The organism is Streptomyces sp. NPDC000075 (assembly GCF_040301925.1).
Classification (GTDB): Bacteria; Actinomycetota; Actinomycetes; order Streptomycetales; family Streptomycetaceae; genus Streptomyces; species Streptomyces polychromogenes.
The window spans coordinates 1-22,753 of sequence record NZ_JBEPFL010000046.1 but is presented as its reverse complement, the minus strand read 5'-3'; the positions used below and the strand labels follow the sequence as shown (position 1 = coordinate 22,753).

Below are 22,753 nucleotides of genomic sequence, written 5' to 3'. Positions count from 1 at the left end.
CGGACAGATTGTCATCCCGGTGCGGAACCGCTGCTTCCGCCCCCGGGCCCGTACAGGACCCGTACGCGGCCCGAATCCCGCGCGCGGGTGACACACCCGCGGCATAGGGTGGGAACCCCCGGCCCGTTCACGTGTCGGGTGCTTCGCGTTGCCCCGCCCGCCCCTCCACCGGATGGAAAGCCGCTTTCATGAGCCTGACCGGACTCCTCGACGCCGTCACCCGGGACCCCGCCCTGGCCGAGGCGGTCACCGCGGCCGGGGACGGCAACCGCATGCACGTGGACCTCGTCGGCCCGCCCGCCGCCCGCCCCTTCGCGATCGCTGCCCTGGCCCGCCGCACCGGGCGGACCGTCCTCGCGGTGACCGCCACCGGCCGCGAGGCGGAGGACCTCGCCGCCGCGCTGCGCTCCATGATGCCGCCGGGCCGCCAGGACACGGTGGTGGACTACCCGTCCTGGGAGACCCTGCCGCACGAGCGCCTCAGCCCGCGCAGCGACACCGTCGGCCGCCGCATCGCCGTCCTGCGCCGGCTCGCCCACCCGAGCGAGGACGACCCGGCCGCCGGCCCCGTCTCCGTGGTCGTGGCCCCCATCCGCTCCGTGCTCCAGCCGCAGGTCAAGGGGCTGGGGGACCTGGTGCCGGTGAGCCTGCGCCAGGGGCAGACGGCCGACCTGGGCAGCGTCACCGAGGCCCTGGCGGCGGCCGCGTACGCGCGCGTCGAGCTGGTGGAGAAGCGCGGCGAGTTCGCCGTGCGCGGTGGCATCCTCGACGTGTTCCCGCCCACCGAGGAGCACCCGCTGCGCGTGGAGTTCTGGGGCGACGACGTCGAGGAGATCCGCTACTTCAAGGTCGCCGACCAGCGCTCCCTGGAGATCGCCGAGCACGGCCTGTGGGCCCCGCCCTGCCGGGAGCTGCTGCTGACCGACGAGGTGCGCGAGCGCGCCGCGGCCCTCGCCGAGGCCCACCCCGAGCTCGGCGAGCTGCTGAACAAGATCGCGGAGGGGATCGCGGTCGAGGGCATGGAGTCCCTCGCGCCGGTCCTCGTCGACGACATGGAGCTGCTGCTCGACGTCCTGCCCGCCGGGTCGATGGCCGTGGTCTGCGACCCCGAGCGGGTCCGCACCCGGGCCGCCGACCTGGTGGCGACCTCGCAGGAGTTCCTGATGGCCTCCTGGGCGGCCACCGCCGGCGGCGGCCAGGCCCCCATCGACGTCGGCGCCGCCTCGCTGCGCGGGATCGCGGACGTCCGCGACCACGCCCGCGAGCTGGGCATGATGTGGTGGTCGGTGTCCCCGTTCGCCGCCGACGACTCCGATCTGGCGGGCGGCGACGTCCTCAAGCTCGGCATGCACGCCGCCGAGGCCTACCGGGGCGACACCGCCCGCGCGCTCGCCGACACCAAGGGCTGGATCGCCGACGGCTGGCACACCGTCTACCTCACCGAGGGCCACGGCCCGGCCGCCCGTACCGTCGAGGTCCTCGGCGGCGAGGGCATCGCCGCCCGCCTGGAGGCCGACCTGGGCGCCCTGGAGCCCTCGATCGTCCACGTCTCCTGCGGCTCGCTCGACACCGGCTTCGTCGACCCGGCGCTGAAGCTGGCCGTCCTCACCGAGACCGACCTGACCGGCCAGCGCACCGCCACCAAGGACCTGGGCCGGATGCCCACCCGGCGCCGCAAGTCCATCGACCCCCTCACGCTGGAGGTCGGCGACTACATCGTGCACGAGCAGCACGGCGTGGGCCGCTACATCGAGATGGTGCAGCGCACCGTCCAGGGCGCCACCCGCGAGTACCTCCTCGTCGAGTACGCGCCCGCCAAGCGCGGCCAGCCCGGCGACCGGCTGTACATCCCCACCGACCAGCTGGAGCAGGTCACCAAGTACGTCGGCGGCGAGGCCCCGACCCTGCACCGGCTCGGCGGCGCCGACTGGACGAAGACCAAGGCGCGGGCGAAGAAGGCCGTCAAGGAGATCGCCGCCGACCTGATCAAGCTGTACAGCGCGCGCATGGCGGCCCCCGGCCACACCTTCGGCCCCGACACCCCCTGGCAGCGCGAACTGGAGGACGCCTTCCCGTACGCGGAGACCCCCGACCAGCTCACCACCATCGCCGAGGTCAAGGAGGACATGGAGAAGTCGGTCCCCATGGACCGCCTGATCTGCGGCGACGTCGGCTACGGCAAGACGGAGATCGCCGTGCGGGCCGCGTTCAAGGCGGTCCAGGACGGCAAGCAGGTCGCGGTCCTCGTCCCCACCACCCTCCTCGTCCAGCAGCACTTCGGCACCTTCTCGGAGCGCTACAGCCAGTTCCCCGTCAACGTGAAGGCGCTGTCGCGCTTCCAGTCCGACACCGAGTCCAAGGCCACCCTGGAGGGCCTCAAGGAGGGCTCGGTGGACGTGGTCATCGGCACCCACCGCCTGTTCTCGCAGGAGACGAAGTTCAAGGACCTGGGCCTGGTCATCGTCGACGAGGAGCAGCGGTTCGGCGTCGAGCACAAGGAGCAGCTGAAGAAGCTCCGCGCCAACGTCGACGTGCTGACCATGTCCGCGACCCCGATCCCGCGCACCCTGGAGATGGCGGTGACCGGCATCCGCGAGATGTCGACGATCACCACCCCGCCGGAGGAGCGCCACCCGGTGCTCACCTTCGTCGGCCCGTACGAGGAGAAGCAGATCGGCGCGGCCATCCGGCGCGAGCTGCTGCGCGAGGGCCAGTGCTTCTACATCCACAACCGGGTCGAGTCCATCGACCGGGCGGCCGCGAAACTGCGCGAGATCGTCCCCGAGGCGCGGATCGCGACGGCCCACGGCCAGATGTCCGAACAGGCCCTGGAACAGGTCGTGGTCGACTTCTGGGAGAAGAAGTTCGACGTCCTCGTCTCCACGACGATCGTCGAGTCCGGCATCGACATCTCCAACGCCAACACCCTGATCGTGGAGCGCGGCGACAACTTCGGCCTCTCCCAGCTGCACCAGCTGCGCGGCCGTGTCGGACGCGGCCGCGAGCGCGGGTACGCGTACTTCCTCTACCCGCCGGAGAAGCCGCTGACGGAGACCGCGCACGAGCGGCTGGCCACCATCGCCCAGCACACCGAGATGGGCGCCGGCATGTACGTGGCCATGAAGGACCTGGAGATCCGCGGCGCGGGCAACCTGCTCGGCGGCGAGCAGTCCGGTCACATCGCGGGCGTCGGCTTCGACCTGTACATCCGCATGGTCGGCGAGGCGGTCGCGGACTACCGGGCCGCCGTCGAGGGCGGGGTGGAGGAGGAGCCGCCGCTGGAGGTGAAGATCGAGCTGCCGGTCGACGCGCACGTCCCGCACGACTACGCGCCCGGCGAGCGGCTGCGCCTGCAGGCCTACCGGGCCATCGCCTCGGCCACCTCGGAGGCCGACGTCAAGGCGGTGCGGGAGGAACTCACCGACCGCTACGGCAAACTGCCGGAGCCGGTGGAGAACCTGCTGCTGGTGGCGGGCCTGCGGATGCTGGCCCGGGCCTGCGGGGTCGGGGACATCACCCTCCAGGGACCCAACATCCGCTTCGGCCCGGTGGAACTGCGCGAATCGCAGGAGCTGCGCCTCAAGCGCCTCTACCCGGGGACGGTCCTCAAGCCGGCGACCTCCCAGGTCCTGGTCCCGCGCCCGAAGACGGCCCGCGTCGGCGGCAAGCCGCTGGTCGGCCGCGAACTCCTGGCCTGGACGGGCGAGTTCCTGACGACGATCCTCGGCTCGTAACCACCCCGGTCCCGAAGCCCCCGCCCGCGCCCCCCCGGCGCGGGCGGGGCTCCGGGCCCGGGGTGTGGTCAGCCTGTCTGCTGGACGTTCTTGTACTCCACGCTTCTCGGGGTCTGGCCGTTCTCCCAGTGGGCCAGGAGGTACGGCTTGCCGTCCAGGTAGACGTGGTCGGTGATCTCCGTGCCGTCGGGGGCCTTCGACAGGAGGACGGCGACCGGCCGGGCGTTCAGGTAGGTGTCCGGGCCCCGGTGGAGGCCGGTGCGGTCCGCCGGGAAGGTGCTGGCGGGGGAGCCGTCCTTGCACAGGGTCAGGAGGTGGGCGACCGAGGGGTCGCCCGGCCTCAGGTCGATCCAGCCGTCCTCCGTGTCGGGGGACTTGGCGGGCAGGTCCCTGAACTGGTCCTGGAGGAAGTCGTAGTCGCCCCGCAGGGACACTTTGGAGTCGTCCACGAGGATCTCCCCCGTGCCGTGGCGGTTGACCTTGACCTCCCCGTAGCAGCTGCCGCCGTCGCCCTCGAAGGTCAGTTTCGCCGTGATCTCGCGTGCGCCGATCCGGCGCGAGATGACCGCGGTCTTGGAGTCCGCCCGCTCCGTCTCCTCGTACGCGGCGCGCAGCACGGCGGCCGGGTCCCGGCCCGCGAGCGGGTCGTGCGCCGTGGCGGAGGCGGTCGTCTCCGGTGCCGCGTCGGCGGAGTCCGGGCCGCAGGCGGTGGCCGCGGCGGTCAGCAGGGCCGCGCAGGTGAGCGCGGCCGTGGTCGTGGTTCTGGGCATGCGGGTGCGCATGACGGTTCCCCCCTGGGATCGATCAAGAGATCAGAGGGTAGCCCCGGGGCCCAGGGTGGCGGTGGAGGTGTGACTGGCGGGACGCCTGGGGGAGCAGCCCGGACAGGGCCCGTACGACGGGCTGCCGGACGGCACCGTCACCCCCGGCTGACGCCGGCCCGCCCGTGCTGCGACCCTGCAACGGTTGCGCGCATACCCTCACGGGCGGCCGGAAACGCTGTATACGCTTCCAGCCGTCACCCTTTCCGCACGGCCCGTCAGGAGCAGCGATGCACGGCCCCGGCATCCCGCCGCAGCAAGGCCCCCACGGCCACCGCCCCTTGTCCGGGGCGGCGATGACGCTGCGCGTGCTGTTCACGGCGCTGCCCCTCCTCACGTGCGGGTTCTTCGCCTGGGGTTCGCTGCTGCGGCTCGCGCTGCTCACCCGCAAGACCCGCGACTGGGTGCTGCTGGTCCTCGGCGGGGTGCTCTCCGTCGTCTGGATCGTCTTCATCGAGATGGACCCGACGGCCGAGACCAACGGCTGGCAGGGCAACCTCGGCGCCGGTGGCTCGATCTTCACCGGCTTCGCCGTCTGCGTGTACTACCTCGTCTCCGACATCAGGCACCACGAGGCGAAGGCCGCCCTGCCCCCGGCGGCGGGCGCCGCGCCCTGGTACCCGGCGCAGCAGCCCCCGTACGCCCAGCACCAGCCGCAGTCCCAGCCGATGCACCAGCCCCAGCCGTTGCAGCAGACCCGCCCCTCCTACGGCTACCCGCCCGTCCCGCCGCAGCAGAACCCGGCCCCCGTCCAGCCCCCGCGCATCGGACAGGTCCGCGCCGAACTCGACGAGCTCAGCGAACTCCTGCGCAAGCAGACCCCGCACACCCCGCCCGGGCCCCCGCAGCCCGGCGGCCCCTACCAGGACCCGAACAGCACGGCGATCCAGGACCCGCAGCAGTGACCCAGGGCGAACGGCTCATCGGTGAGCGTTATCAGCTCGCCACCATCCTCGGCCAGGGCGGCATGGGCCAGGTGTGGACGGCCTACGACCGGCGCCTGGACCGCCGCGTCGCCGTCAAACTGCTGCGCCCCGACAAGGTGGCCGGCCCCGGCACCGTCGCCGAGGAACTGCGCCGCCGCTTCGTGCGCGAGTGCCGGGTCACGGCGCAGGTCGACCACCCCGGCCTCGTCACGGTGCACGACGCGGGCAGCGACGGCGACGAGCTGTACCTCGTCATGGGCTACGTCGAGGGCTCCGACCTCGCCGACCACCTCGCCGAGCACGACCCCTACCCCTGGCCCTGGGCGGTCGCGGTGGTGGCGCAGCTGTGCGCGGTGCTCTCCGCCGTGCACGCCGTGCCGATCGTCCACCGGGACCTCAAGCCCCGCAACGTGATGATCCGGCCGGACGGGACCGTCCTCGTCCTGGACCTCGGCGTCGCCTCCGTGATGGACACCGACACCACCCGCCTCACCAGCACCGGCACCCCCATCGGCAGCCCCGCCTACATGGCACCCGAACAGGCCATGGGCGGCGCGGTCGGCCCGTACACCGACCTGTACGCGCTCGGCGTGCTGCTGTACGAACTCCTCAGCGGCACCGTCCCCTTCGCCGGAACCACCGCCCTCGGCGTCCTGCACCGGCACCTGTACGAGCCCCCGGCGCCCGTACGCGTCCGGCGCCCGGAGATCCCGCGGGAGCTGGAGGCGGTGCTGATGCGCCTCCTCGCCAAGGACCCCCAGGACCGGCCCGGTTCCGCGCAGGAGGTCTACGAGGCCCTCGCGCCGCTGCTCCCGGCCCCCGGCAGCCGCCCCGTCGCCGGCCCGCTCGACCCGACCCGGCCCTTCCTGCGCCCCCAGGCCCCCTGGCCGGACCGGCCCGCCGCCGTCCCGCCGATGCCGGCCACCGCACCGGCCCCGCCCCGCCCGGACATCCCCGGCGCGGTGGACGAGGCCCGCAAGCTGCTGGACCAGGGACGGCTCACCCAGGCCGTGGACATCCTCGGCGGGATCCTGCCGGCGGCCGCCGCCGAGCACGGGGAGCACTCACCCGTGGTGCGCAGCCTGCGCAAGCAGTACGCCGCCACCTTGATGGACGACGGCCAGTACCGCCGCGCCCTGCCCGAACTGCGCCGCCTCGCCGACGAGTTCCCGGCCGGCGACCCGCAGGCGCTGCGCTTCCGCTACGACGCCGCCCAGTGCCTGGAGCAGCTCGGCGAACCGGCGGCGGCCCTCGCCGAGTACCGCTCGCTGCTGCCGCTGTTCGAGAACCACTACGCCAACCCGGACCCGGGCCTGCCGCTGGAGGTCCGCCGCCGGATAGCGCACCTGCTGCTCTCCCTCGGCGACCGCGCGGGCGCCCACGACACCCTGGTCCGCCTCCTGTACGACGCGGACCGGGTGCACGGCCCGGCGCACCCCCTCCCGGTGGAGATCCGCCGGACCCTCCACTGGCTGGGCCAGGTGCGCTGACGCCGAAGGCCCGCCCGGAGCGCCGGCGCGGCGGCCGCCGGCCGGGCGGCCCGGCCCCGCCCCGCGCCCTCAGCCCCGCCGCGCGCGCCGCCTCAGCCCCGCCAGGTACTCCGGGCGGCGCCGGTGCACCGCCAGCGCGGCCACCACCAGCGCGGAGAACCCCGCCAGCGCCGCACCCGGGAGCAGCCCCGGCGGGGTGAACGCACAGCGCAGGGTGGTGGTGCGGCCGTCCAGGGGCACGGCCAGCAGCCCCAGCCGCGCCCCGGCCGGACGGCCCTCGCAGCTCCAGCCCCGGACGGCCGGGACCGCGACGACCGCCGTACCGGTGCTGCCGGCCGGCAGGGTGGCGGTCAGGCCCGCGTCGGACACCCGCACCGAGGTGGCCGCCGAGGCGCGCAGGGCGGCCACCGCTGCCGTCAGCTTCGAGCGGTCCAGACAGCCCAGCGTCCACCGGTCGGGCGGCCGGCGGTCGAAGACGAGCTGCGAGGACGCCCCGCGCGAGCGGCCCAGCGGCTGGAGCGCCGCCCGGTTCTTCGGCTGGGTCCCGTTCATCCGGGCGGGCCGGCCGTCCGCGAGGCTGGCCGAGCCGCTGTACTCCGGCGCCCACAGGAACGGGTCGGTGCCCGAGCGGCAGACCCCGGGCGCGACCGGCTCCTCGTACACCTTCGCGCCCAGCAGCAGCTCCTGGTTGGCGAACGGGGACTCGCCGAACTCCGGCGGCGGCCCCGCCGGCCGGACGGTGACCAGCGGCAGCGCCTCCGCGCGGACCACCTTCCCGTCCGCCTTCAGCCGCGCCCCCACCGAGAACAGGGCGTCCGTCACCGGGTTGTCCAGGCTCTGTACGCTGCGCCCGCGCGAGGTCCAGCCCGCGCCCAGCGCCGCCATCGTGCGGGTCAGCACGTCGGGGGTGTGGCTGCTGTAGTACGAGCCGCCCTCGCCGCCCAGCAGCAGCGGGTCGTTGCCCGACAGCGCGGGCCGGCCCGCGTCGGTGCGGTACGCCGGCCAGCCGTCGGCCCGCGTCAGCGCCCGCTCGCGCGAGGTGTGGGAACGGCCCCAGGAGGGGTAGTCGTCCAGCCCGGCCAGCTTGGCCTTGTGCCCGTACGCCGTGGTCGCGGCGGCCTGCGCCACCAGCGCCGCCGCCAGCACGGCGGCCGCCGGCAGCAGCCACCGCCGCCGCGCGAGCGCCCACCAGGCCGCCGCCGTCACCGCCAGCCCGCCGCAGAACAGGGCGTACCCCCAGCCGGTGGCCAGCGCGCTGCCCGCCGCCCAGGCGGCCGCCGCCGCCAGCACCCCGGCCCCGCCCGCCAGTGCCCGTACGCCGGGCAGCCCGGCCGCCAGACCCGTCCAGGCGGCGATGACCACGATCCCGGCCAGCACGAAGGTCTGCCGGTACGGGCTGCCGTTCGGGGTCGCGAAGACGTGCCAGGCCAGATGGGTCGGAGCCCACTGCAGGGACACCAGCACCGCCACCACCAGCCCCGCCCACCACAGCCGGGTGCGCCGCGGCAGCGCCCCGTGGAAGGGCAGCGCCGCCGCCAGCAGCAGGGTCCCGGTCCCGGTGAACACGGCCGGGGAGCCGAAGGAGTACGTCGCCGGCATCAGCCGGGCGAACAGGTCCGACCAGGGCACCGGGGTGAACTCCTTGAACCACCCCGGGTAGGCCTGCTTCGAACTCAGGAACAACGGCACCAGCAGCGGCGCCGTCAGCGCCATGCCCAGCACGGTCGTCACCGCCGCCCGCCCGATCACCCGGGCCCGCTCGCGCACCCCCTCCCGGGTCAGCACCACCCGCACCAGCAGCACCAGCGCCGCGCCCAGCGTGGCCATGTAGGCGGTGTAGAAGTTCGCCGTCCAGCAGACGGCCACCACCAGCACCCCCAGCAGCGGCCGCCGTCCGCGCAGCGCCCACTCCCCGGTCAGGCACAGCATCGGGAAGGCGATCAGCCCGTCCAGCCACATCGGGTTGTACGAGGCCTCGATCACCGACCAGCCGCACAGCGCGTACGAGGCGCCCAGCAGCCCCGCCGCCCACCATGGCCCCGGCCGCTGGGCGCGCAGCAGCCAGGCCATCGCGGCGGCCGCGGCCGTCATCTTCAGGACGGTGACCACGTACACGGCGAGGTCGATGTCATGGCGCGGGAAGAGCCCGACCAGCAGGGCGAAGGGGCTCGACAGGTACGTGCCGAGGTCGGGCAGGAAGGAGGTGCCGTACCCGGACTGCCAGTTGAACAGCAGCCCGCCCCGCGCCCGCCCGTGCAGCAGGTCCCACAGGTGCGCGTGGAACGGCACGAACTGGTTGCCGAGGTCGTTGACGCTGCGGTGGCGGTGCCCGTACGGGAAGACCCGCGCGACGGCGTCCCCGGAACACACGGCCACCGCCGTGACCAGGGCGGCGAACGCCGAGCCGAGGAACCCGGGCCGCCGCCCGGACCGGCGGACGGGGGGCGGAGCGGAGCGCTCCGGGGTGTGGTGCGGGGCGAGCTGCGATGTCGACATGGTGAGGTGACCTTCGCAGGAACGTCCGGCTCCGCGGTAGCCGGGGGGTGAATTCGCACCCCAACACCCCTGGAATCGTTGGTCGAACCGGTGGCTCGGGCCACTCTGACTGCATACCATCGATCACCGCACGGCCTTGTGCACCGACGCACAATCCCCCGGCCCTGGAGGCTCCTTTGCACCGTCGCACAGCGCTCTCCGTATCCGTCGCCCTGCTCGCGGCGGCGCCCCTGCTGGCCGCCTGTTCGGGCGGGACCCGTCCCGGTACCGCGGCCGTCGTCGGCGGCGAGCGCATCACCACCTCCGCGCTCCAGGCCCAGGTCAACGACGTGCGCACCGCGCAGAACCGCTCCGAGCAGGGGGCGCGGCTGATCGGGGCCACCGCCGGCCTGGAGCGGCTCAAGCTCAACAAGATGATCCAGACCGCGGTCCTGGAGCGGGCGGCGGACGACGCCGGGCTGAGCGTGAGCACCAAGGAGATCGAGGACGTCCGCAAGGCGCAGCTCCAGCAGGTCGGCGGGGAGAAGGCGCTCGCCGCCGCGGCGCTGGAGCAGGCGCAGCTGGCACCCGACCAGATCGACGCCGACACCCGCTTCAAGCTGCTGCGCGACAAGCTCTTCGCGCACTACGGCAGCCAGGACAAGGCGCTGGTGAAGCTCGGGGAGGCGGCGAAGGAGCTGCACATCGAGGTCAACCCGCGCTACGGCCGCTGGGACGAGAAGCAGATCCTGCTCGGTGACCAGCAGACGCCGTGGATCACCCAGAAGACGATGCCCGAGCAGGCGGCCCCCGCCGGAGCCTGACGCCGGCGGGCGGAGGTAGGTTCGGAGGGTGACCGACCACACCGCCGAACCCGCCCCCGTGCCCGCCGCCGACTCCGCCGCCGGGTCCGCCGACCCGGGGCGGATCGTCCTGCTGACCGCCAGCCACCGGGTCGCCCCCGGGCTGCTGTCCTGGCCGGCCTGGCAGGCCCTGCACGCCGCCGACCGGGTGCTGTGCGCGGACCCCGGCCACCCGCAGCTCCCGTACCTGCGCGAGGCCGGGGTGGACGTGGCGCTGGAGGCCCCCGACGCGCACGCTCTCGTCGACGCCTGCGCCGGGGGCCGGACCATCGTGGTGATCCCGGGCGGCGAGGGTGACCAGCGGCTGACCGACGGGCTGGCCCGGCTGGCCGGGTCGGGCCGGGTGGCCATGCCGGACCTGGAGCTGCTGCCGGGTTCGTACGACCTTCCGGGCGCGCGGCTGCTGGACCTGGTGCAGGTGATGGACCGGGTGCGCCGCGAATGCCCGTGGACTTCGCGGCAGACCCACGAGGGGCTGGTGAAGTACGCCATCGAGGAGGCGTACGAGCTGGTCGAGGCGATCGAGGACGGTGACCGGGACGCCCTGCGCGAGGAGCTCGGCGACGTGCTGCTCCAGGTGGTCTTCCACGCGCGGATCGCCGAGGAGGGCCTGGAGGGGGAAGAAGGGGAGGACGCGGAGGCCTTCTCCGTCGACGACGTCGCCGGCGACCTGGTCGACAAGCTGATCCGCCGCCACCCGCACGTCTTCGGGGACGCGACGGCGGACTCGCCGGAGGACGTCAGCGCGCACTGGCAGGCCACCAAGGCGGTGGAGAAGCGGCGGGAGTCGGTGACCGACGGGATCCCGCTGGGCCAGCCGGGGCTCGCGCTCGCGGCGAAGCTGGCCGGCCGCGCCCGCGCGGGCGGGGTGGCGGTGGAGCTTCCCCGGGGCGAGGGCATCGGGTACGAGCTGCTGGAGCTGGCGGCGCGCGCCGAGGCGGCGGGCACGGACCCCGAGACGGCGCTGCGCGCGGCGGCCCGCGTCTACCGGGACGCGATCCGGGCGGCGGAGGGCGTGGGCGAGTAGCCCCGTCGGTTCCGGGGGCCCGCCTCGTGCGCGGCTAATGCTTTCCGCTCCCGCGAAAGCGTTAGCCGCGCGGCGGGCTGGCGGCCTTCTGTGCGGCTAATGCCTCCCGGCAGGGCAGTGGCATTAGCCGCGCGGGGCGCGGTCCGACGGGTTGTGCCAGTGCGGGGCCGGGCGGTGCAGGAACCACTCGCCGAAGCCCAGCGGCCGCCCGCCCCGGGCGGCTCCCGAGACGGGGACGGTGTCGTGGAAGAGCCGGTCGGGGCGGGCCCCCAGCTCCTCCAGCAGGAGGGCGGTCTCCTCCATGAACACCGCCGGCCCGCTCAGGTAGACGTCCTGCTCGGGCCACAGGGCCCGGTTGCCGAGGGCGGTCGCCAGCCGGGCCGTGGCCTCGTTGCGGTGCCGTCCGGGGGCGGGGGTGATGTAGGTGACGCCGATCCGGCCGAAGGCGGCGGCGTACGCGTCGATCCACGGCCGGTCGTAGAGGTGCGCGGCGTCCCGGGCGGCCAGGAAGAGCCGTACGTCCCGGTCGGGAGGGTGGTCCGCGAGCTCCTCCAGCATGGCCCGCACGGGCGCCCACCCCGTGCCGGCGGCTATGAAGGTCAGGGGCCGGTCCGCGTGGCGCAGGGTCAGCCGCCCGGCGGGGGCGCTGAGCCGCAGGGTCTCGCCGAGCTGGATCTCGCGGACCAGGGCGGTGCTGAGCAGGCCGCCCTCGATCCGGCTGACGTGCAGGTCGACCGTGTGGTCGGGGCGGGGGGCGTTGGCGAGGGAGTAGGTGCGCCAGACGGCCGGGACGCGGGGGCTGTTCACGCTGACGTACTGGCCGGGCCGGTACGGGAGCGGGGCGCGGGGGGACAGCGTCAGCACGCCGATGTCCTCCCCGTACTGGAGGTGGCGTACGACCTCGGCGTCCCACCAGGGCGGGTCCTCGCTCGCGGCGGCGCCGGCCGTCATGGCGTCGGCCATCACCTGGTAGGCCTCGCTCCACGCCTTTTCCACCTCGGGGGTCCAGGCGGCACCGGAGGTGGTGGCGAGGGCGGCGAGCAGGCTGGAGCCGACGGCGGCGTAGTGCTCGGGGCCGACGAGGAACTTGCGGTGGTCGCGGCCGAGGTCGCGGAGATAGGGGAGGAGCGTGTCGTTCTCCAGATGGGAGACGACGTGGGTGAGCGCGGCGAAGAGCCGGTCGCGCTGGCGCTCCAGCTCCCCGGCGGAGTCCGGGAACAGCCGGCGGATCCCGGGGTTGTGCCAGAAGAGGTGGGAGTAGAAGAACTTGACCGCGTGCTCGGCCCGTCTCTCCACCACCGCGAAACTGCTCTTCAAGATCCTCACGTCCACAGGACCGAAGTAGGAATGCCGGACAAGCCGCCGTCAAGTGATGGCCGATCTGCGGACAGCCGCGACGAACCGCATATAAAGGATGGCCGGTAGCGAGCCGGGATACCGTCGACGGGTGCACGAGCAGACCCCCGCCACCCCGCCCGCCCCTTCCGTCCCCGAGGCGCCGACCCTCTTCGACTGGGAGTTCGCCACCGACCCCTACCCGGCCTACGCCTGGATGCGCGAGCACTCCCCGGTGCACCGCGCCACGCTGCCCAGCGGGGTCGAGGCCTGGCTGGTGACCCGGTACGCGGACGCCCGCCAGGCCCTCGCCGACCAGCGGCTGAGCAAGAACCCGGCGCACCACGCGGAGCCGGCGCACGCCAAGGGCAAGACCGGGATCCCCGGGGAGCGCAAGGCGGAGCTGATGACCCACCTGCTCAACATCGACCCGCCGGACCACACCCGGCTGCGCCGGCTGGTGTCGAAGGCCTTCACCCCGCGCCGCGTCGCGGAGTTCACCCCGCGCGTGCAGGAGCTGACCGACCACCTCATCGACGCCATCGTGGAAAAGGCGGGGGCCGCAGGGACGGGGGAGGCGGACCTCATCCACGAGTTCGCGTTCCCGCTCCCCATCTACGCCATTTGCGAGATGCTCGGCGTACCGCGCGAGGACCAGGACGACTTCCGCGACTGGGCCGGGATGATGATCCGCCACGGCGGCGGACCGCGCGGCGGGGTCGCCCGGTCGGTGAAGCGGATGCGCACCTATCTCGGGGAACTGATCCACCGCAAGCGGGATGATCTGGGCAACGACCTCATCTCCGACCTGATCCGGGCGAGTGACCACGGAGACCACCTGACGGAGGCCGAGGCCACCGCGATGGCCTTCATCCTCCTCTTCGCCGGCTTCGAGACGACCGTGAACCTCATCGGCAACGGCGTCCACTCCCTCTTCATGAACCCCGGCCAGCGCGCCCGCCTCCAGGACTCCCTCGCGGCGGGCGAGACCGCCCTGCTGGAGACCGGGATCGAGGAGCTGCTGCGCTACGACGGCCCGGTGGAGCTGGCCACCTGGCGGTTCGCCACCCGCCCGCTGACCCTCGGCGGGCAGGACATCGCCGTCGGCGACCCCGTGCTGGTGGTCCTCGCGGCGGCCGACCGCGACCCCGCGCGCTTCGACGATCCGGACACCCTCGACCTCTCCCGGAGTGACAATCAGCACCTCGGATACGGCCACGGGATCCACTACTGCCTCGGCGCCCCGCTCGCCCGTCTGGAGGGCCAGACGGCGCTCGCGACTTTGCTGAAGCGTCTGCCGGATCTGGAACTTGCCGTTCCCCCTACGGACCTGCGCTGGCGCGGCGGACTCATCATGCGGGGGCTGCGCACCCTCCCCGTCCGCTTCACAGTCCCGAACGCCTGAGGCGGCGCGCGAACCCCGGTGGGGCTGCGGAACTGACCGGAATTCAGTCCTCGGCCGAACTTGTGACATCCGTTCGAAGGGAGCTAGGTTCTGCCGTTACCCCGCCGTTATACGAAAGGTGCAGCCTCATGCTTCCCGGGAACGGCCGCCACAGACGACCCCGTCAGGTCCCCGCCATCGTCGTCACCGCCGGTGTCACCGGCTCAGCGCTGGCCCTGCCGTTGCTCGCCGCCACCGGCGCGAGCGCGGCCGACACCGCGACGTGGGACAAGGTCGCCGACTGCGAGAGCGGCGGCACGTGGAGCGCCAACTCCGGCAGCGGGGCCTACGGCGGACTCCAGTTCACCCTGGAGCAGTGGAAGAACGCGGGCGGACTCGAGTTCGCGGAGCGCCCCGACCTGGCGAGCCGCTCCCAGCAGATAGCCGTCGCCGAGCGGGTGCTGGACTCCCAGGGGCCCCAGGCGTGGTCGCTGTGCTCCACCTCGGCGGGGCTGACCAAGGGCGGGCCCAAGGCCGACGTGGACACCGGCACCTCCAAGACCCCCGGGCCGGTCGGCGCCGCCCCGGTCCGCCCGGACTTCACGGTGCCCGCCACCGGCAAGGGCGGCTCCTCCACGGACTTCGGGGCGCCCACCCCGGCGCCCGGCGCCCCGTCCCCGAGCGTGCTGCCGGACTACCCGCTGGGCGCCGTCAGCGGACTGCCCGTCATGCCGGAGCCGGACTACGGCGTGACGCCCACCCCGACGACCGGCCCCACCGTCCCGCCCACCACTCCCGCGAACCCGGGCAACCCGGGCGACCCGGGCAACGGGAACGGTCTGGGCAACCAGAACGGCCAGGGAAATCCGGGCAACCCGGGCAACTCCAACAACCAGGGCAACCCGGCCAATCCGTCCACCCCCGGCACCCCGACCGCCCCGGTCGACCCGACGGCCCCGGCCACCCCGGGCGCCACGCCCTCCCCTTCGGCCACTCCCACCACAGGAGCCACCGACGGCAGCGGCAAGCACCGCGGCCCGGCCGCCCTGGAGGTGCCGGCGGCCCCTGGCGCGGCGTCAGCCGCCGCCGCGCAGCCCACGTACACGGTGAAGCCGGGCGACAACCTGGCGGCCATCGCGGACGCCAACGGCCTCAAGGGCGGATGGAGCGCCCTCTACAAGGCCAACGAGCAGGTCATCGGCACGGACGCGGATCTCATCAAGCCCGGTCAGAACCTGGATCTAACCAAGAAATAGGGGTAGTTCGGGCAGCCGTTACGGGCTGAATGTCCGTTATCGGCAAGTGAGACATGCATCTCTTCCGGACAACTGGCGTGTCTCATTCCGGAACTTCCGCAAACCCCGCTCCGACCTGCGCAAACGTGCTCCCGAGGAACGCAAGTAGGCCGGTTTCTCCCCAAAATCACACGTTGAACATCGGGGAGAGACCTGTCTACCTTCTGAGTCGCTCGCCACCGCGGGCTCCTTCGACCGCATCGCCGAATCCTGCCGGCGGCCGGAGGGAACAGTCGTCGCGCAAGCGCCGTTGGCAGGAGCGGGGGAACCAAGGTAGTTGCCGGGAAAGGCCGTTGAGAGACGGCCCGCGTACCGGCTAGGGGTGAAGACGCGCAGCAGCGCGGCCGGGCAACTCATCCGCCCGAACCCGACAGCTCACCTCGAAGGCGTCGGTGAGGAGAACTCCATGCTGCTTTCCGGCAAGGGCAAGCACCGTCGCGGCTCCAAGGCCGTCCGCATCGTCACGCTCGCCGGTGTCGCCGGCGTGGCCGTCGCCGCCCCGCTGATGGCCGCCGGCTCCGCCAGCGCCGCCACCGTCTCGGAGTGGGACAAGGTCGCCGCGTGCGAGTCCGGCGGTAACTGGTCCATCAACACCGGCAACGGTTACTACGGCGGCCTCCAGTTCTCCGCCTCCACGTGGGCCGCGTACGGCGGCAAGGCGTACGCCGCGCAGGCCAACCAGGCCAGCAAGTCGCAGCAGATAGCCATCGCCGAGAAGGTCCTCAAGGGCCAGGGCAAGGGCGCCTGGCCGTCCTGCGGCGTCGGCCTGTCCAACTCCGCCTACAACGGCGGCGGCTCGACCACCACCCCGGCCAAGCCGAAGCCGGAGACCAAGCCGGCCCCGGCCAAGCCCGCCCCGGCGAAGCCCTCCACCCCGAAGGCCGACACCGAGACCAAGAGCACCGGCTCCGGCTCCGGCTGGACCCCCTCGAAGCCGGCCCCGTCGAAGCCGTCGACCCCGAAGGCCGAGACCCCGGCCACCGGCAACGGCTCGTACACGGTCAAGGAGGGTGACACCCTCGGCACCATCGCCGACGCCAACGGCGTCAAGGGCGGCTGGGAGAAGCTCTTCGACCTGAACAAGGACATCGTCAAGGACGCTGACCTGATCTTCCCGGGGCAGAAGCTGAAGCTCAGCTGAATTCCCGCGTAACACCCGAGCAGTACCCCGGTACGGCCCGCGGCATCGACGCCCGGCGCGCATCCCCCCGCGCGCCGGGCGTCGTCATGTCCGGGGCCGGGCCGCCTGTTTTCCGCGACCGGGCCCCGCATTTCCAGGGTCCTATGTCCCGGAAGACGGGTATTCGGCCCCTTTTTCGTCCCAGGACCCGGGCGGTCGGCCAGCCGACCGCCCGGAGCCGGTTAGGCTCTAGTCGGCGAGGCCGTCCCAGGCCCCACGCCACCGCACACCCAGCGTCACATCCCAGAAGGAGATGCTCGTGCCGTCCATCGACGTCGTCGTAGCCCGGGAAATCCTGGACTCCCGAGGCAACCCCACGGTCGAGGTCGAGGTGGGCCTCGACGACGGCAGCACCGGCCGTGCTGCCGTTCCGTCCGGCGCCTCCACCGGTGCCTTCGAGGCCATCGAGCTCCGTGACGGTGACCCCAACCGTTACATGGGCAAGGGCGTCGAGAAGGCCGTCCTCGCGGTCATCGAGCAGATCGGCCCGGAGCTCGTCGGTTACGACGCCACCGAGCAGCGCCTGATCGACCAGGCCATGTTCGACCTCGACGCCACCGACAACAAGGGCTCCCTCGGCGCCAACGCCATCCTCGGCGTCTCCCTCGCCGTCGCGCACGCCGCGTCGGAGGCCTCGGACCTCCCGCTCTTCCGCTACCTGGGCGGACCGAACGCGCACCTGCTGCCCGTTCCGATGATGAACATCCTCAACGGCGGGTCGCACGCCGACTCCAACGTGGACATCCAGGAGTTCATGATCGCCCCGATCGGCGCGGAGTCCTTCTCCGAGGCGCTGCGCTGGGGTGCCGAGGTCTACCACACCCTCAAGAAGGTCCTGCACACCAAGGGCCTGTCCACCGGCCTGGGCGACGAGGGCGGCTTCGCCCCGAACCTGGAGTCCAACCGCGCCGCGCTCGACCTCATCATCGAGGCCATCAAGCAGGCCGGCTACACCCCGGGCAAGGACATCGCGCTCGCGCTCGACGTCGCCGCGTCCGAGTTCTACAAGGACGGCAAGTACGAGTTCGAGGGCCAGTCCCGCTCGGCCGCCGAGATGACCGACTACTACGCCGAGCTCGTCGAGGCGTACCCGCTCGTCTCCATCGAGGACCCGCTGTTCGAGGACGACTGGGCCGGCTGGAAGACCATCACCGACCGCCTGGGCTCCAAGGTCCAGATCGTCGGCGACGACCTCTTCGTCACCAACCCGGAGCGCCTGGCCCGCGGTATCGAGGAGGGCTCCGCGAACGCCCTGCTCGTCAAGGTGAACCAGATCGGTTCGCTGACCGAGACCCTCGACGCCGTCGAGATGGCCCAGCGCAACGGCTTCAAGTGCATGATGTCCCACCGCTCCGGCGAGACCGAGGACGTCACCATCGCCGACCTCGCCGTCGCCGTGAACTGCGGTCAGATCAAGACCGGCGCCCCGGCCCGCTCGGACCGCGTCGCCAAGTACAACCAGCTGCTGCGCATCGAGGAGATCCTCGACGACGCCGCGGTGTACGCCGGGCGCAGCGCCTTCCCGCGCTTCAAGGGCTGAGTCCTCGCCTAGCCTCCCTACGTCCCCGCACTCGGTCCCGTACCGTGTGCGGGGACGTATTGCGTAGCGCGCACCAGGGGAGGCGGACCCATGGCCGGGAACCGGGATCGGTTCTCCACCTTCTCCACGGCGACCAGGCTCCGGCAGCTCGGTGAGCGGACCGCGGCCCACGTCTACCGCTCGCAGTCGCGCCGGCAGGTGCGCCGCAGCCGGCTCACCGGCCGGGCGGCACTGCTGGTGCTCGTCCTCTGTACGCTGGTCGTCGCCCTCGCGTATCCGATGCGCCAGTACGTGTCCCAGCGCTCGGAGATCGCGGACCAGCAGCGGGCCGCCGCCACCGCGCGCAAGCGCCTGGAGCAGCTCCGCGACGAGAAGGCGCGCTGGCAGGACCCCGCCTACGCGGAGCAGCAGGCGCGCCGGCACCTGCACTTCCTGCGCCCGGGGGAGATCGGCTACATCATGACCGACCCCGGGGCCGCGGCCGCGGAGCACCGCCGCGGCGGTCAGAGCGGGTCCGACCGCCCCTGGTACTCCAACGTCTGGGACGGGGTCGACAAGGCCGACCGCCCCGGCGACTGAACCACCCGACACGACCGACACGACCGTCACGCCGTCACGTACGACCGAACGAAGAGACTTCCTCCAGGCATGCAGACGCCCCCGCCCCAGACCGACCGGACCGAGCCGACCGACGCCGACATCGAGGCGTTCCAGCAGCAGCTCGGCCGCCCGCCGCGCGGGCTGCGCGCCATCGCGCACCGCTGCCCCTGCGGCCAGCCGGACGTCGTCGAGACGGCCCCGCGCCTTCCCGACGGCACCCCCTTCCCCACGCTGTACTACCTCACCTGCCCGCGCGCGGCCTCCGCGATCGGCACGCTGGAGGCCAACGGCGTGATGAAGGAGATGCAGGCCCGCCTCGCCGAGGACCCGGAGCTCGCGGCCGCGTACCGCAAGGCGCACGAGGACTACATCGAGCGCCGCGACGCCATCGAGGTGCTCCAGGGCTTCCCGAGCGCCGGCGGCATGCCGGACCGGGTGAAGTGCCTGCACGTGCTCGTCGGGCACTCGCTGGCCGCCGGCCCCGGGGTGAACCCGTTCGGCGACGAGGCCCTCGCGATGCTGCCCGAGTGGTGGGCCAAGGGCGCCTGCGTGACCCCCTGCTCCGGCGGGGCGAAGGAAGAGGAGTCCGCATGACCCGGGTCGCGGGCATCGACTGCGGTACGAACTCCATCCGCCTCCTGGTCGCCGACTGCGACCCGGACACCGGCGAGCTGGTCGAGCTCGACCGCCGGATGACGATCGTCCGGCTCGGCCAGGGCGTGGACAAGACCGGCCGGCTGGCCCCGGAGGCCCTGGAGCGCACCTTCGCGGCCTGCCGCGAGTACGCCGCCGTGATCAAGGAGCTGGGCGCCGAGCGGGTCCGCTTCGTGGCCACCTCGGCCTCGCGGGACGCCGAGAACCGGGCGGACTTCGTCCGGGGCGTCCTGGACATCCTGGGCGTGGAGCCCGAGGTGATCTCCGGGGAGCAGGAGGCCGAGTTCTCCTTCACCGGCGCCACCAAGGAGCTGACCGGCCGCACGGACCTGGAGCGGCCCTTCCTGGTCGTGGACATCGGCGGCGGCTCGACCGAGTTCGTCGTCGGCGAGCGGCACGTGCGCGCGGCCCGCTCGGTGGACGTGGGCTGCGTCCGGATGACCGAGCGTCACCTGGTGGTGGACGGCGAGGTCACCGACCCGCCGACCGCCGGTCAGATCGCCGCCATGCGGGCCGACATCGAGGCGGCCCTGGACCTGGCCGCCGGGGCGGTCCCGCTGGGCGAGGCCCGCACCCTGGTGGGCCTGGCCGGCTCGGTGACCACGGTCGCCGCGATCGCCCTGGGCCTGGAGGCGTACGAGTCCGAGCGCATCCACCACTCCCGCGTCTCCTACGAGCAGGTCCGCGAGATCAGCGAGCGCATGCTGACCGCCACCCACGCCGAGCGCTCGGCGATCCCGGTGATGCACCCGGGCCGGGTCGACGTCATCGGCGCCGGCGCCCTCGTCCTCCTCGCGATCATGGAGCGCACCGGCGCCGCCGAGGTCGTGGTCTCGGAGCACGACATCCTGGACGGCATCGCCTGGTCCGTGGCCTGACCGGCCCGCGGGCGCGCGTGCACGAGGGGGCGTCCGGGGCCGGACGTCCCCTCGAGCCGTTCGAGGGCGTTCCTGCGGCGGCCGTCGTGCGGGGCTGTGGCCGAATATCGCGTTCCACCCGATGAGTGGCTGGTGGGGCGGGGGAGCACGCCCGGGGCGGGGGCAGTGCGAGGGCAGTGCGGGGCTCCCGGGAGGCCGAAAAGGCCCTCCTGCGGATCAGGTTCGTGAAGTTCTTCACAAGGAAAAAGGGCCCTCCGGGTCAACAAGAGGGTCCTTCGAGGGGTTCTCGGGGGTCGCAGGGCCGTTTCAGCACGTGTTTGTGCGATGCGCGGACGCTTCGGGTTTCGTATCAGAGGTAAGGACGAAAGCCAGTGGTCCAGTCCGGTTGAAGCCTTGGAGGCCAGTTCAGGGCGGGTGAACAACGAATCCCGTTACACCGTGGTTCCCGTTGCGTGCCATGATCTGGGTCACGCGGGGCGCGCAGTGTAGCAGAGGTCTCCCAGCTCCTTGTGAAGGGGCTCACGAGCATCACCCCTTGGGGTGCTGGATACTCATCTCATGAGCACCACGGAGCGTCCCAGGATCCTCGTTGTAGGAGGTGGGTACGTAGGCCTGTACGCAGCCAAGCGCATCATGAAGAAGATGCGCTACGGCGAGGCGACCGTCACGGTCGTCGACCCGCGCTCGTACATGACCTACCAGCCCTTCCTCCCCGAAGTGGCCGCAGGCAGCATCTCGCCTCGGCACGTCGTCGTCCCGCTGCGACGCGTGCTGCCCAAGGCTGAGGTTCTCACCGGCCGGGTCACCACCATCGACCAGGACCGCAAGGTCGCCGTCGTCACGCCGCTGGTCGGCGAGGCGTACGAGCTGCCCTTCGACTACCTGGTGATCGCGCTCGGCGCCGTCTCGCGCACCTTCCCGATCCCCGGCCTGGCCGAACAGGGCATCGGTATGAAGGGCGTCGAAGAGGGCATCGGCCTGCGCAACCACGTCCTCGAGCAGCTCGACAAGGCCGAGTCCACGACGGACGAGAACGTCCGCCGCAAGGCCCTCACCTTCGTCTTCGTCGGCGGCGGCTTCGCCGGTGCCGAGACGATCGGCGAGGTCGAGGACATGGCCCGCGACGCCGCGAAGTACTACTCCACGATCAAGCGCGAGGACATGCGCTTCATCCTGGTCGACGCGGCCGACAAGATCCTTCCCGAGGTCGGGCCCAAGCTCGGCACCTGGGGCAAGGAGCACCTCGAGTCGCGCGGCATCGAGATCTACCTCAGCACCTCCATGGACTCCTGCGTGGACGGCCACGTGGTGCTGAAGAACGGCCTCGAGGTCGACTCCAACACCATCGTGTGGACCGCGGGCGTCAAGCCGAACCCGGCGCTGGCCCGCTACGGCCTGCCGCTCGGCCCGCGCGGCCACGTGGACACCGCCCCGACCCTCCAGGTCCAGGGCAGCGACTACATCTGGGCCGCCGGCGACAACGCCCAGGTCCCGGACGTCGCCGCCCGCAAGGCCGGCGTCGAGAACGCCTGGTGCCCGCCGAACGCCCAGCACGCGCTGCGCCAGGCCAAGGTCCTCGGCGACAACGTGGTCTCCGGCATGCGGGGCTTCCCGCAGAAGGAGTACGCGCACTCCAACAAGGGTGCCGTGGCCGGCCTCGGCCTCCACAAGGGCGTGGCGATGATCGTCATGGGCAAGATGAAGATCAAGCTCAAGGGCCGTCTCGCCTGGTACATGCACCGTGGCTACCACGGCATGGCCATGCCGACCTGGAACCGCAAGATCCGCGTCTTCGCGGACTGGACCCTCGGCATGTTCCTCAAGCGTGAGGTCGTCGCCCTCGGCGCCCTGGAGACCCCGCGCGAGGAGTTCTACGAGGCCGCCAAGCCGGCGCCGGCCCCCGCCGCCGCCGCTGCCCCGGCCGAGAAGGCCAAGGCCTCCTGACCCGGAGCTCCGCGCCGGTTCACTGAGCACGACCCCGAAGGGGCCGCCCGCCATCCGTGGTGCGGGCGGCCCCTTCGGCGTACCCGGGACCGCCCCGGGAGCCCGCCGGGCACCGGCGTACGGGCCCCGGCGCACGCCCGGGTCAAGGTGCGCTCAAGGTGCGGTCCAGGTGTGATCCGCCGGAGAATGCCCCCGAACGGTTGTGGGTAGCCGGTTGTCGGAACACCTTGGAGGTGCCTCGATGACCGACGCCGCGCCGCGGCTGGCAGCCCTTGCCGAAACCCTGCTGGGCGGCCCCCTGCCCGTCCGCATACGGGCCTGGGACGGCAGTGAGTCCGGCCCCGCCGCCGGCCCCGTCCTGGTGCTGAACAACCGCCGGGCCCTGCGCCACATGCTGTGGAAGCCGGGTGAGCTGGGGCTCGCCCGCGCCTGGGTGGCCGGGGACCTGGCCGTCGACGGCGACCTGTTCGACCTGCTGGACAAGGTGGCCGGCCTGGTCTGGGAGCGCGAACACGCCGCCGCGCCCGTCCCCGTCCGCCGCCCCCGCAGCGGCCTCGCCAAACTCGCCGCCCTGCGCCCGCACCTGCCCGCGCGCGCCTCCGGCGCC

The 22,753-nt window shown here is 72.8% G+C and carries 16 protein-coding genes, 1 pseudogene and 1 riboswitch; of the genes and pseudogenes, 14 read left to right on the top strand and 3 right to left on the bottom strand.

What is annotated here, in order from left to right; genetic code table 11:
- The first annotated feature begins 188 nt into the window (after window positions 1-188).
- The gene (gene mfd, locus ABT403_RS35045; RefSeq protein ID WP_344168557.1) at window positions 189-3,734 is read left to right on the top strand and encodes a transcription-repair coupling factor; all 3,546 of its coding nucleotides are present in this window, start codon (window positions 189-191) and stop codon (window positions 3,732-3,734) included.
- Window positions 3,735-3,802: 68 nt separating this feature from the next.
- Here the strand turns inward: mfd and ABT403_RS35040 are convergent, their stop codons facing one another.
- Window positions 3,803-4,504, bottom strand: a complete 702-nt coding sequence (locus tag ABT403_RS35040) for a hypothetical protein (protein ID WP_344168560.1) — start codon at window positions 4,502-4,504, stop codon at window positions 3,803-3,805.
- 281 nt (window positions 4,505-4,785) lie between these two features.
- Between ABT403_RS35040 and ABT403_RS35035 the strand changes: the two genes are divergently transcribed.
- Together ABT403_RS35035 and ABT403_RS35030 are read left to right on the top strand one after the other, a co-directional pair.
- Window positions 4,786-5,460, top strand: coding sequence for a hypothetical protein (locus tag ABT403_RS35035; RefSeq protein ID WP_344168563.1), 675 nt, complete (start codon window positions 4,786-4,788; stop codon window positions 5,458-5,460).
- Entirely contained in the window at window positions 5,457-6,971 is a 1,515-nt protein-coding gene (locus tag ABT403_RS35030) for a protein kinase domain-containing protein (RefSeq protein ID WP_344168566.1), read from the top strand. Before ABT403_RS35035 ends, ABT403_RS35030 begins: the two co-directional genes overlap by 4 nt.
- A 69-nt stretch (window positions 6,972-7,040) precedes the next feature.
- Here the strand turns inward: ABT403_RS35030 and ABT403_RS35025 are convergent, their stop codons facing one another.
- Window positions 7,041-9,467: a YfhO family protein gene (locus ABT403_RS35025; protein WP_344168570.1), complete on the bottom strand. Its 2,427-nt coding sequence runs from the start codon at window positions 9,465-9,467 to the stop codon at window positions 7,041-7,043.
- Window positions 9,468-9,643: 176 nt separating this feature from the next.
- Here ABT403_RS35025 and ABT403_RS35020 point away from each other — a divergent pair, with 176 nt between their 5' ends.
- Together ABT403_RS35020 and ABT403_RS35015 are read left to right on the top strand one after the other, a co-directional pair.
- Window positions 9,644-10,270, top strand: coding sequence for a SurA N-terminal domain-containing protein (locus ABT403_RS35020; RefSeq protein ID WP_344168573.1), 627 nt, complete (start codon window positions 9,644-9,646; stop codon window positions 10,268-10,270).
- 58 nt (window positions 10,271-10,328) lie between these two features.
- Entirely contained in the window at window positions 10,329-11,336 is a 1,008-nt protein-coding gene (locus ABT403_RS35015) for a nucleoside triphosphate pyrophosphohydrolase (protein WP_344168791.1), read from the top strand.
- A 123-nt stretch (window positions 11,337-11,459) separates the two neighbouring features.
- On the opposite strand, the gene ABT403_RS35010 is transcribed toward ABT403_RS35015, so the two are convergent.
- Window positions 11,460-12,662 carry a globin domain-containing protein gene (locus ABT403_RS35010; RefSeq protein ID WP_344168576.1) on the bottom strand — a complete coding sequence of 401 codons (1,203 nt, stop codon included), beginning with the start codon at window positions 12,660-12,662 and terminating at the stop codon, window positions 11,460-11,462.
- 121 nt (window positions 12,663-12,783) lie between these two features.
- Here ABT403_RS35010 and ABT403_RS35005 point away from each other — a divergent pair, with 121 nt between their 5' ends.
- The 9 genes and pseudogenes from ABT403_RS35005 to ABT403_RS34965 form a co-directional block, all read left to right on the top strand.
- Window positions 12,784-14,076, top strand: coding sequence for a cytochrome P450 family protein (locus ABT403_RS35005; RefSeq protein ID WP_344168579.1), 1,293 nt, complete (start codon window positions 12,784-12,786; stop codon window positions 14,074-14,076).
- 128 nt (window positions 14,077-14,204) lie between these two features.
- Window positions 14,205-15,311, top strand: coding sequence for a transglycosylase family protein (locus tag ABT403_RS35000; protein ID WP_344168582.1), 1,107 nt, complete (start codon window positions 14,205-14,207; stop codon window positions 15,309-15,311).
- 274 nt (window positions 15,312-15,585) lie between these two features.
- Window positions 15,586-15,754: riboswitch (cyclic di-AMP (ydaO/yuaA leader) on the top strand.
- 2 nt (window positions 15,755-15,756) lie between these two features.
- Window positions 15,757-16,491, top strand: a complete 735-nt coding sequence (locus ABT403_RS34995; protein WP_344168585.1) for a transglycosylase family protein — start codon at window positions 15,757-15,759, stop codon at window positions 16,489-16,491.
- Window positions 16,492-16,783: 292 nt separating this feature from the next.
- Window positions 16,784-18,070 carry a phosphopyruvate hydratase gene (gene eno, locus ABT403_RS34990; protein WP_045947571.1) on the top strand — a complete coding sequence of 429 codons (1,287 nt, stop codon included), beginning with the start codon at window positions 16,784-16,786 and terminating at the stop codon, window positions 18,068-18,070.
- 90 nt (window positions 18,071-18,160) lie between these two features.
- Complete coding sequence (locus tag ABT403_RS34985; RefSeq protein WP_344168591.1) at window positions 18,161-18,649, top strand: FtsB family cell division protein; 489 nt, start codon at window positions 18,161-18,163, stop codon at window positions 18,647-18,649.
- A 69-nt stretch (window positions 18,650-18,718) separates the two neighbouring features.
- On the top strand, window positions 18,719-19,264 hold the full coding sequence (locus ABT403_RS34980) for a DUF501 domain-containing protein (protein WP_344168594.1): 546 nt from the start codon (window positions 18,719-18,721) through the stop codon (window positions 19,262-19,264).
- Window positions 19,261-20,202, top strand: coding sequence for a Ppx/GppA phosphatase family protein (locus ABT403_RS34975; protein WP_344168597.1), 942 nt, complete (start codon window positions 19,261-19,263; stop codon window positions 20,200-20,202). The genes ABT403_RS34980 and ABT403_RS34975 overlap by 4 nt, the downstream gene beginning before the upstream one ends.
- A gap of 558 nt (window positions 20,203-20,760) precedes the next feature.
- Window positions 20,761-22,146 carry an NAD(P)/FAD-dependent oxidoreductase gene (locus ABT403_RS34970; protein WP_344168600.1) on the top strand — a complete coding sequence of 462 codons (1,386 nt, stop codon included), beginning with the start codon at window positions 20,761-20,763 and terminating at the stop codon, window positions 22,144-22,146.
- 241 nt (window positions 22,147-22,387) lie between these two features.
- Window positions 22,388-22,753: pseudogene (locus tag ABT403_RS34965) on the top strand (SAM-dependent methyltransferase); the annotation flags it as partial.

What these genes read in the sequence shown, in the direction of transcription:
- ABT403_RS34985 (WP_344168591.1), top strand. Translation starts at nt 18,161, where the DNA reads ATGGCCGGGAACCGGGATCGGTTCTCCACCTTCTCCACGGCGACCAGG.
- ABT403_RS34995 (WP_344168585.1), top strand. Translation starts at nt 15,757, where the DNA reads ATGCTGCTTTCCGGCAAGGGCAAGCACCGTCGCGGCTCCAAGGCCGTC.
- ABT403_RS35040 (WP_344168560.1), bottom strand. Translation starts at nt 4,504, where the DNA reads ATGCCCAGAACCACGACCACGGCCGCGCTCACCTGCGCGGCCCTGCTG.
- mfd (WP_344168557.1), top strand. Translation starts at nt 189, where the DNA reads ATGAGCCTGACCGGACTCCTCGACGCCGTCACCCGGGACCCCGCCCTG.
- ABT403_RS35035 (WP_344168563.1), top strand. Translation starts at nt 4,786, where the DNA reads ATGCACGGCCCCGGCATCCCGCCGCAGCAAGGCCCCCACGGCCACCGC.
- eno (WP_045947571.1), top strand. Translation starts at nt 16,784, where the DNA reads ATGCTCGTGCCGTCCATCGACGTCGTCGTAGCCCGGGAAATCCTGGAC.
- ABT403_RS35000 (WP_344168582.1), top strand. Translation starts at nt 14,205, where the DNA reads ATGCTTCCCGGGAACGGCCGCCACAGACGACCCCGTCAGGTCCCCGCC.
- ABT403_RS34970 (WP_344168600.1), top strand. Translation starts at nt 20,761, where the DNA reads ATGAGCACCACGGAGCGTCCCAGGATCCTCGTTGTAGGAGGTGGGTAC.
- ABT403_RS34975 (WP_344168597.1), top strand. Translation starts at nt 19,261, where the DNA reads ATGACCCGGGTCGCGGGCATCGACTGCGGTACGAACTCCATCCGCCTC.
- ABT403_RS34980 (WP_344168594.1), top strand. Translation starts at nt 18,719, where the DNA reads ATGCAGACGCCCCCGCCCCAGACCGACCGGACCGAGCCGACCGACGCC.
- ABT403_RS35025 (WP_344168570.1), bottom strand. Translation starts at nt 9,467, where the DNA reads ATGTCGACATCGCAGCTCGCCCCGCACCACACCCCGGAGCGCTCCGCT.